General features: G+C 69.4%; 7 protein-coding genes and 1 pseudogene. 5 read left to right on the top strand and 3 right to left on the bottom strand.

What is annotated here, in order from left to right; genetic code table 11:
• Window positions 1-319 (top strand): annotated as a pseudogene (locus tag AC07Y4_RS32665) (MFS transporter); the annotation flags it as partial.
• 19 nt (window positions 320-338) lie between these two features.
• Here AC07Y4_RS32665 and AC07Y4_RS32660 read toward each other — a convergent pair.
• Window positions 339-1,238, bottom strand: a complete 900-nt coding sequence (locus AC07Y4_RS32660) for a LysR family transcriptional regulator (protein WP_492694140.1) — start codon at window positions 1,236-1,238, stop codon at window positions 339-341.
• A 125-nt stretch (window positions 1,239-1,363) separates the two neighbouring features.
• On the opposite strand from AC07Y4_RS32660, the gene AC07Y4_RS32655 reads away from it, so the two are divergent.
• The 4 genes from AC07Y4_RS32655 to AC07Y4_RS32640 are packed head-to-tail and all read left to right on the top strand — an operon-like array spanning window position 1,364 to window position 3,886.
• Window positions 1,364-2,122, top strand: a complete 759-nt coding sequence (locus AC07Y4_RS32655; RefSeq protein ID WP_495275675.1) for an SDR family oxidoreductase — start codon at window positions 1,364-1,366, stop codon at window positions 2,120-2,122.
• A 36-nt stretch (window positions 2,123-2,158) separates the two neighbouring features.
• A complete protein-coding gene (locus tag AC07Y4_RS32650) occupies window positions 2,159-2,659 on the top strand; it encodes a DUF1097 domain-containing protein (RefSeq protein ID WP_492694144.1) in 501 nt (166 codons plus the stop codon).
• 59 nt (window positions 2,660-2,718) lie between these two features.
• On the top strand, window positions 2,719-3,612 hold the full coding sequence (locus AC07Y4_RS32645) for an SDR family NAD(P)-dependent oxidoreductase (RefSeq protein ID WP_492694146.1): 894 nt from the start codon (window positions 2,719-2,721) through the stop codon (window positions 3,610-3,612).
• 49 nt (window positions 3,613-3,661) lie between these two features.
• Window positions 3,662-3,886, top strand: a complete 225-nt coding sequence (locus AC07Y4_RS32640; protein ID WP_062469081.1) for a SlyX family protein — start codon at window positions 3,662-3,664, stop codon at window positions 3,884-3,886.
• A gap of 10 nt (window positions 3,887-3,896) precedes the next feature.
• Here AC07Y4_RS32640 and trhA read toward each other — a convergent pair whose 3' ends face one another.
• Together trhA and AC07Y4_RS32630 are read right to left on the bottom strand one after the other, a co-directional pair.
• Window positions 3,897-4,604: a PAQR family membrane homeostasis protein TrhA gene (gene trhA / locus AC07Y4_RS32635; protein WP_082817912.1), complete on the bottom strand. Its 708-nt coding sequence runs from the start codon at window positions 4,602-4,604 to the stop codon at window positions 3,897-3,899.
• A 63-nt stretch (window positions 4,605-4,667) separates the two neighbouring features.
• Window positions 4,668-5,231: a response regulator transcription factor gene (locus AC07Y4_RS32630; protein WP_159274905.1), complete on the bottom strand. Its 564-nt coding sequence runs from the start codon at window positions 5,229-5,231 to the stop codon at window positions 4,668-4,670.
• Between the last annotated feature and the right edge of the window lie 30 nt (window positions 5,232-5,261).

The following is a 5,261-nucleotide window of genomic DNA, read 5'->3' as shown; positions in this document are numbered from 1 at the left end:
GGGCATTGCGCTGGCGCTGGTGGGGGCGGGGCTCACGGCACTCGTCGCGCTGCAGCTGAAGGCGTCGTCGTCGCCTTCGTCCGTGGCGGTGTCGCAGGCGGCGCAGCGCGTGGCGACGGGTGACCTGGCGCAGGCGCTGGCTTTGTTGCCGGGCATGGATCGCGCGGGGCTGCTGCACGCGTATGGCGCGGCGTTCGGGACGCTGTTGTGCGTGCTGGCTGGGGTGACGGTGCTGACGGCGGTGGTGGTGTTTGCATTCCTGCGCGGCGATGCGCCGTCACATCACCCGGAGGCGACGTTGGAGTGCCCGGTTTCCTGAAGCATGTCGGGCGCGGTGCTCAGCCCTGCGCGGTGTCTTCTGCGAAGAGACCGCGCAGCCACTGCGTGAACACCCGCACGCGCGACGACAGCTGCCGGTTCTGCGGATACAGCACCGAGACCGGCATCGGCGGCGGCGCAAAGCCCGGCAGCACCGCCTGCAGGCGCCCGTCCGCCAGCTCGGCCGCCACGCGGTAGCGCGGCACCTGCACCAGCCCGAGGCCCATGACGGCGGCGCCCGTGTACAGGTCGGCGCCTGTGACTGACACGGTGGCGGCCAGTTGCACGGGCCGGACCTGACCGTCGACCGTGAACTCGAGCGGCAGCGCCTTGCCCGTGCTGCTCGACACGTAGTGCACCGCGCGGTGCGAGGCCAGCGCGGCCAGGTCGACGGGCTCGCCGTGCGCCGCGAGGTAGCCGGGGCTCGCCACCGTCACCTGCGGCAGCAGCGCCACGCGCTGCGCGACCAGCGACGAGTCCTGCAGCGGGCCGGCGCGCAGCACGCAGTCGACGCCTTCGCGCACCAGGTCGACCAGCCGGTCGTCCTCGCCGATGTGCAGCTGCAGGCCCGGATGGCGGGCGAGGAAGGCGGGCAGCGCCGGCACCACGAAATGCCGCGCCAGCGTGCCCTGCAGGTTCACGCGCAACAGGCCCTGGGGCGCTGCGTGGGTGAAGGCGCCCTCGGCCTCTTCCACGTCCGCCAGCAGCCGCACGCAGCGCTGGTAGTGGGCCTCGCCGTCCTGCGTGAGGCGCACGGTGCGCGTGGTGCGCTCGAGCAGCCGGGCGCCCAGGCGCGATTCGAGCCGCTGGATCAGCGTGGTGAGGGTGGCGCGCGGAATCTGCAGGTCGTCCGAGGCCTGCGTGAAGCTCTGGCGCTCGGCGATCCGCACGAAGGCCTGCATTTCCTGGAAGCGGTCCATGGGGTTGCCCTTCGTGCCTATTGTTTAAGTAAATGGAATTTTATTGACGAATGGGTGCTGATTATCTTTTGGGTGGAATGACCGACCATTCGCTTCATCCACTCACCACCCCAAGGATTCGCGCCATGAACACCACCGCCACTTCTGCTTCGCTGCCCACCCGCGTCGCCCTCGTCACCGGCGCCTCGCGCGGCATCGGCGCCGCCATCGCCCGCCGGCTCGCCGCCGACGGTTTCGCCATTGCCGTCAACTACGCCGCGGGCGCCGCGCCGGCCGAAGCGCTGGTCGCCGAACTGAAGGCCGCGGGCGCGCGCGCCCTCGCGGTGCAGGCCGACGTGGCGAGCGCCGACGCGGTGCGCGCGATGTTCGACACCGTCGAAGCGCAGCTCGGCCCGGTCGACGTGCTGGTCAACAACGCTGGCGTGCTCCAGACCGCGCCGCTGGCCGCGCACAGCGACGCGCTGTACGACCAGACCTTCGACATCAACGTGCGCGGCACCTTCAACACCCTGCGCGAGGCCGCGACCCGCCTCGCCGAGGGCGGGCGCATCGTCAACTTCTCGAGCACCACGCTCGCCCTGCACATGCCGGGCTACGCGATCTACAACGCCACCAAGGCGGCGGTCGAGGCCTTCACGCACGTCTTCGCCAAGGAGCTGCGCGGCCGACGCATCACGGTGAACGCCGTGGCGCCGGGGCCGGTCGCGACCTCGCTGTTCCTGGACGGCAAGACCGACGAGCAGATCCAGGCCTTCGCCCAGATGCCGCCGCTGCAGCGCCTGGGCCAGCCGGAAGACATCGCCTCGGTGGTGTCGTTCCTGGCGGGGCCGGACGCGGGATGGGTCAACGGGCAGGTGCTGTGGGCCAATGGCGGCGTGGCCTGAGCGGTGGCTTCCCACGACATCCACGGAGCACGCACCATGCACCCGCCTTCACCCCGCGCGGCCACCCCGCGCTTCTTCAGCCTCGCCTACACGGCGTTCACGGCCGCCGCTGCGGTGGTGGCGGCTGCCGCTTCGGCGATGGCGCTCGTGCTCGAACTGCCCGTGTGGGCGATGTTCGTCGGCTGGGTGGCGTTCTACACCCGCGGCGCCACCGCACGCGACGGCGTGTTCAACCTCGTCTGCGTGAGCCTGGGCCTGCTGATCGGCAAGGGCGCGGCCCTGGCGATCGCCGCGCTGGCCCCGATCGCGGGCGCCGCGGCGCTGCCGGTGGTGGTGCTGTTCGTGGCGCTCCTCGTGGTGTCGATGCGCAGCGTGCCGCGACTGAACAACCTGCTGTGCTACTTCCTCGGGCTGATCGCGTTCTTCGCGGTCCACCAGCCCCTATCGCTGTCGCTGTTCGCAACGCTGACCGGCGCGGCGGCACTCGGATCGATGGCGGCTTGGGTGGCCCACCTGCTGCAGCGTCGCGTGCACTGACCACCGGGCGCTCCCGTCTTTCCTTTCTTCCCTCTCACCTTCATCCAAGGCGTTCCATCATGCAATCCGTCATCCTCGTCACTGGCGCCGGCTCCGGCATCGGCAGGCTCAGCGCACAGGCGCTCGCCGAAGCGGGCCACATCGTCTATGCCTCCATGCGCGACATCGCAGGCCGCAACAAGGCGCGCGCGGCCGAGCTGCGCGCGCTGGCCGTGGCCCAGGGGCTTCAGCTGCATCCGCTTGAACTCGATGTGCTGTCGCAGGCCTCCGCCGATGCCGCCGCGGCGACCATCGTCCAGGCGCAGGGCCGCCTCGACGTGGTGATGCAGAACGCGGGCCATCTCGTGGTCGGGCCGACCGAGGCCTTCACGCCGGAAGACATCACCCAGGTGTTCGACACCAACGTGCTCGGTGCCCAGCGCGTGAACCGCGCGGTGCTGCCGTACCTGCGCCAGCAGGAGTCGGGGCTGATGCTGTGGATCAGCAGCACGACCACCAAGGGCGGCTTTCCGCCGTTCATGGGCCCGTACGGTGCGGCCAAGGCGGCCATGGATTCGCTGGCCGTGACGCTGGCCTACGAGATCGCGCGCTTCGGCATCGAGACCTCGATCGTCGTGCCGGGCGCGTTCACGCGGGGCACCGATCACTTTCCGAGTGCGGGCAAGCCCTCCGATGCGGCCATTGCCGCCGCCTACGGCCGCTACGACGGCGTGATGGACCGCATCGGCGAGCGCCTGTCCGCTCTCACGCCGGAGCACGCCGACCCGCAGGCCGTGGCCGACGACATCGTGCGCATCGTGGGCCTGCCGGCGGGCACGCGGCCGATGCGTTCGCTGATCGACTTCGTGGGCGACGGTGCGGCGGAGGTCTTCGAGGTGTCAGAGCGCGTGCGCATCGACTTCGCCCGGCGCATCGGCATGGGCGACCTGCTCGAGGCGAAGGTCCGGCGCTGAGCGGGGCGCTGTCAACAAGAAGCGGTGGATCTTCCTGTCCAATAGCGGCATGGAACATTCACCGAACGACGTGACAGAGCGCCTGAACGATCTCGAGATCAAGTCGAGCTATGCCGAAGACCTGCTCGAGCAGCTGAACATGACGATCTATCGGCAACAGCAACAGATCGACAGCCTGATCCTGCAGGTCGCGCAACTCAGGCTGCAAAGCCAGAACGCAGGGCAGGACGGGGGCGCGCGCAACCTGCGCGACGAACTCCCTCCCCACTATTGAAGAAGAGCGCTCAGCCGTGCGCGTGCCACAGCACGGCGAAGAAGTGGCAGGTGCTGCCGGCCAGCACGAAGAGGTGCCACACCGAATGCGCGTAGCGCACCTTGTTGTCGAACAGGAACACCACGGCCCCGGCCGTGTAGAACAGCCCGCCGGCCACCAGCCAGGCCAGCCCCGCCGATGACATGCGCTCGTACAGTGGCACCGCCGCCATCAGCGCCATCCAGCCCATCGCCACGTACAGGCCGGTCGACCACAGCGGGTGTTGCAGGCGGTTGAACAGCTTGGCGCCCACGCCCAGCACGGCGGCGGCGGTGATGGCGCCGAACAGCGTCCAGCCCCAGGGGCCGCGCAGCACGCCGAACAGAAAGGGCATGTAGCTGCCCGCAATGAACAGGTAGATGGCCGCGTGGTCGAGCCGGTTGAACCAGGCCTTGGCGCGGCCGATCGGCAGCGCGTGGTACAGCGTGGAGATCAGGTACAGCACGATGGCCGTGCCCGCGAAGAGCGAGGCGCCCACCACGGCCGCGGCCTGGCCCTTCTGGGCGGCGCTGTAGACCAGGATCGGCAGCGAGGCAATCGCCAGCAGCAGGCCCAGGCCGTGGCTCAGGGCGTTGAAGAGCTCTTCCATCGCGGTCTGGTCGCGCGCGGCGGACGCCTGCTTTTTCTGCAGATCGGTGGAACGGGCGGGCTGCAGCTGCAGCGGCGGGCTATTCGTCATCAGGAACAGAGCCTCCGGGATCGGTGTTGGTTCCGCAAGAATTCGCGAAACCGGCAGATCATGTTACTTGACCTGCTGTTTGCCGAGTTTGCGTGCCAATGTGCGCCGATGCATGCCGAGCCGGCGCGCGGTTTCCGAGATGTTGAAGCCGGTTTCGGCCAGCATCTCGTGGATGCGCTCCCACTCCAGCGTCTTGATCGAGGTGGAGCGGTTGGTCAGTTCGACCTCGGTGGTGCCGGCGGCGCGGCCGAAGGCGGCCTCGATGTCGTCGGTGTTCGAGGGCTTGGCCAGGTAGTGGCAGGCGCCGAGCTTGATGGCCTCGACGGCGGTGGCGATGCTCGCGAAGCCGGTGAGCACCACGATCAGCATTTCGGCATCGTGCCGGTGCAGCATCTGCACGCAGGCCAGGCCCGAGGCCTCGCCGTTGAGCTTCAGGTCGACCACCGCGTAGCCGGGCGAGGGCCCGTCGCCTTCCTCGAGCAGCGCTTCCACCTCCTCGAGGTTGCGCGCATGCAGCACCACGTAGCCGCGCCGCTCGAAGGAACGCGCGAGCGTGCGTGCGAAGGCCTCGTCGTCCTCGACGATCAGCAGCTGGCGGACTTCGGCGGTGTCGGGTGTGTGGGTCATGGGCTGCTCGGGGCTTGGGGGGCGGCGTTG

The sequence above is a fragment of the Variovorax sp. GW460-12-1-14-LB1 genome (genome assembly GCF_059423605.1).
The sequence above is the reverse complement of the archived record's forward strand: the minus strand, read 5'-3'. Positions and strand labels throughout refer to the sequence as shown.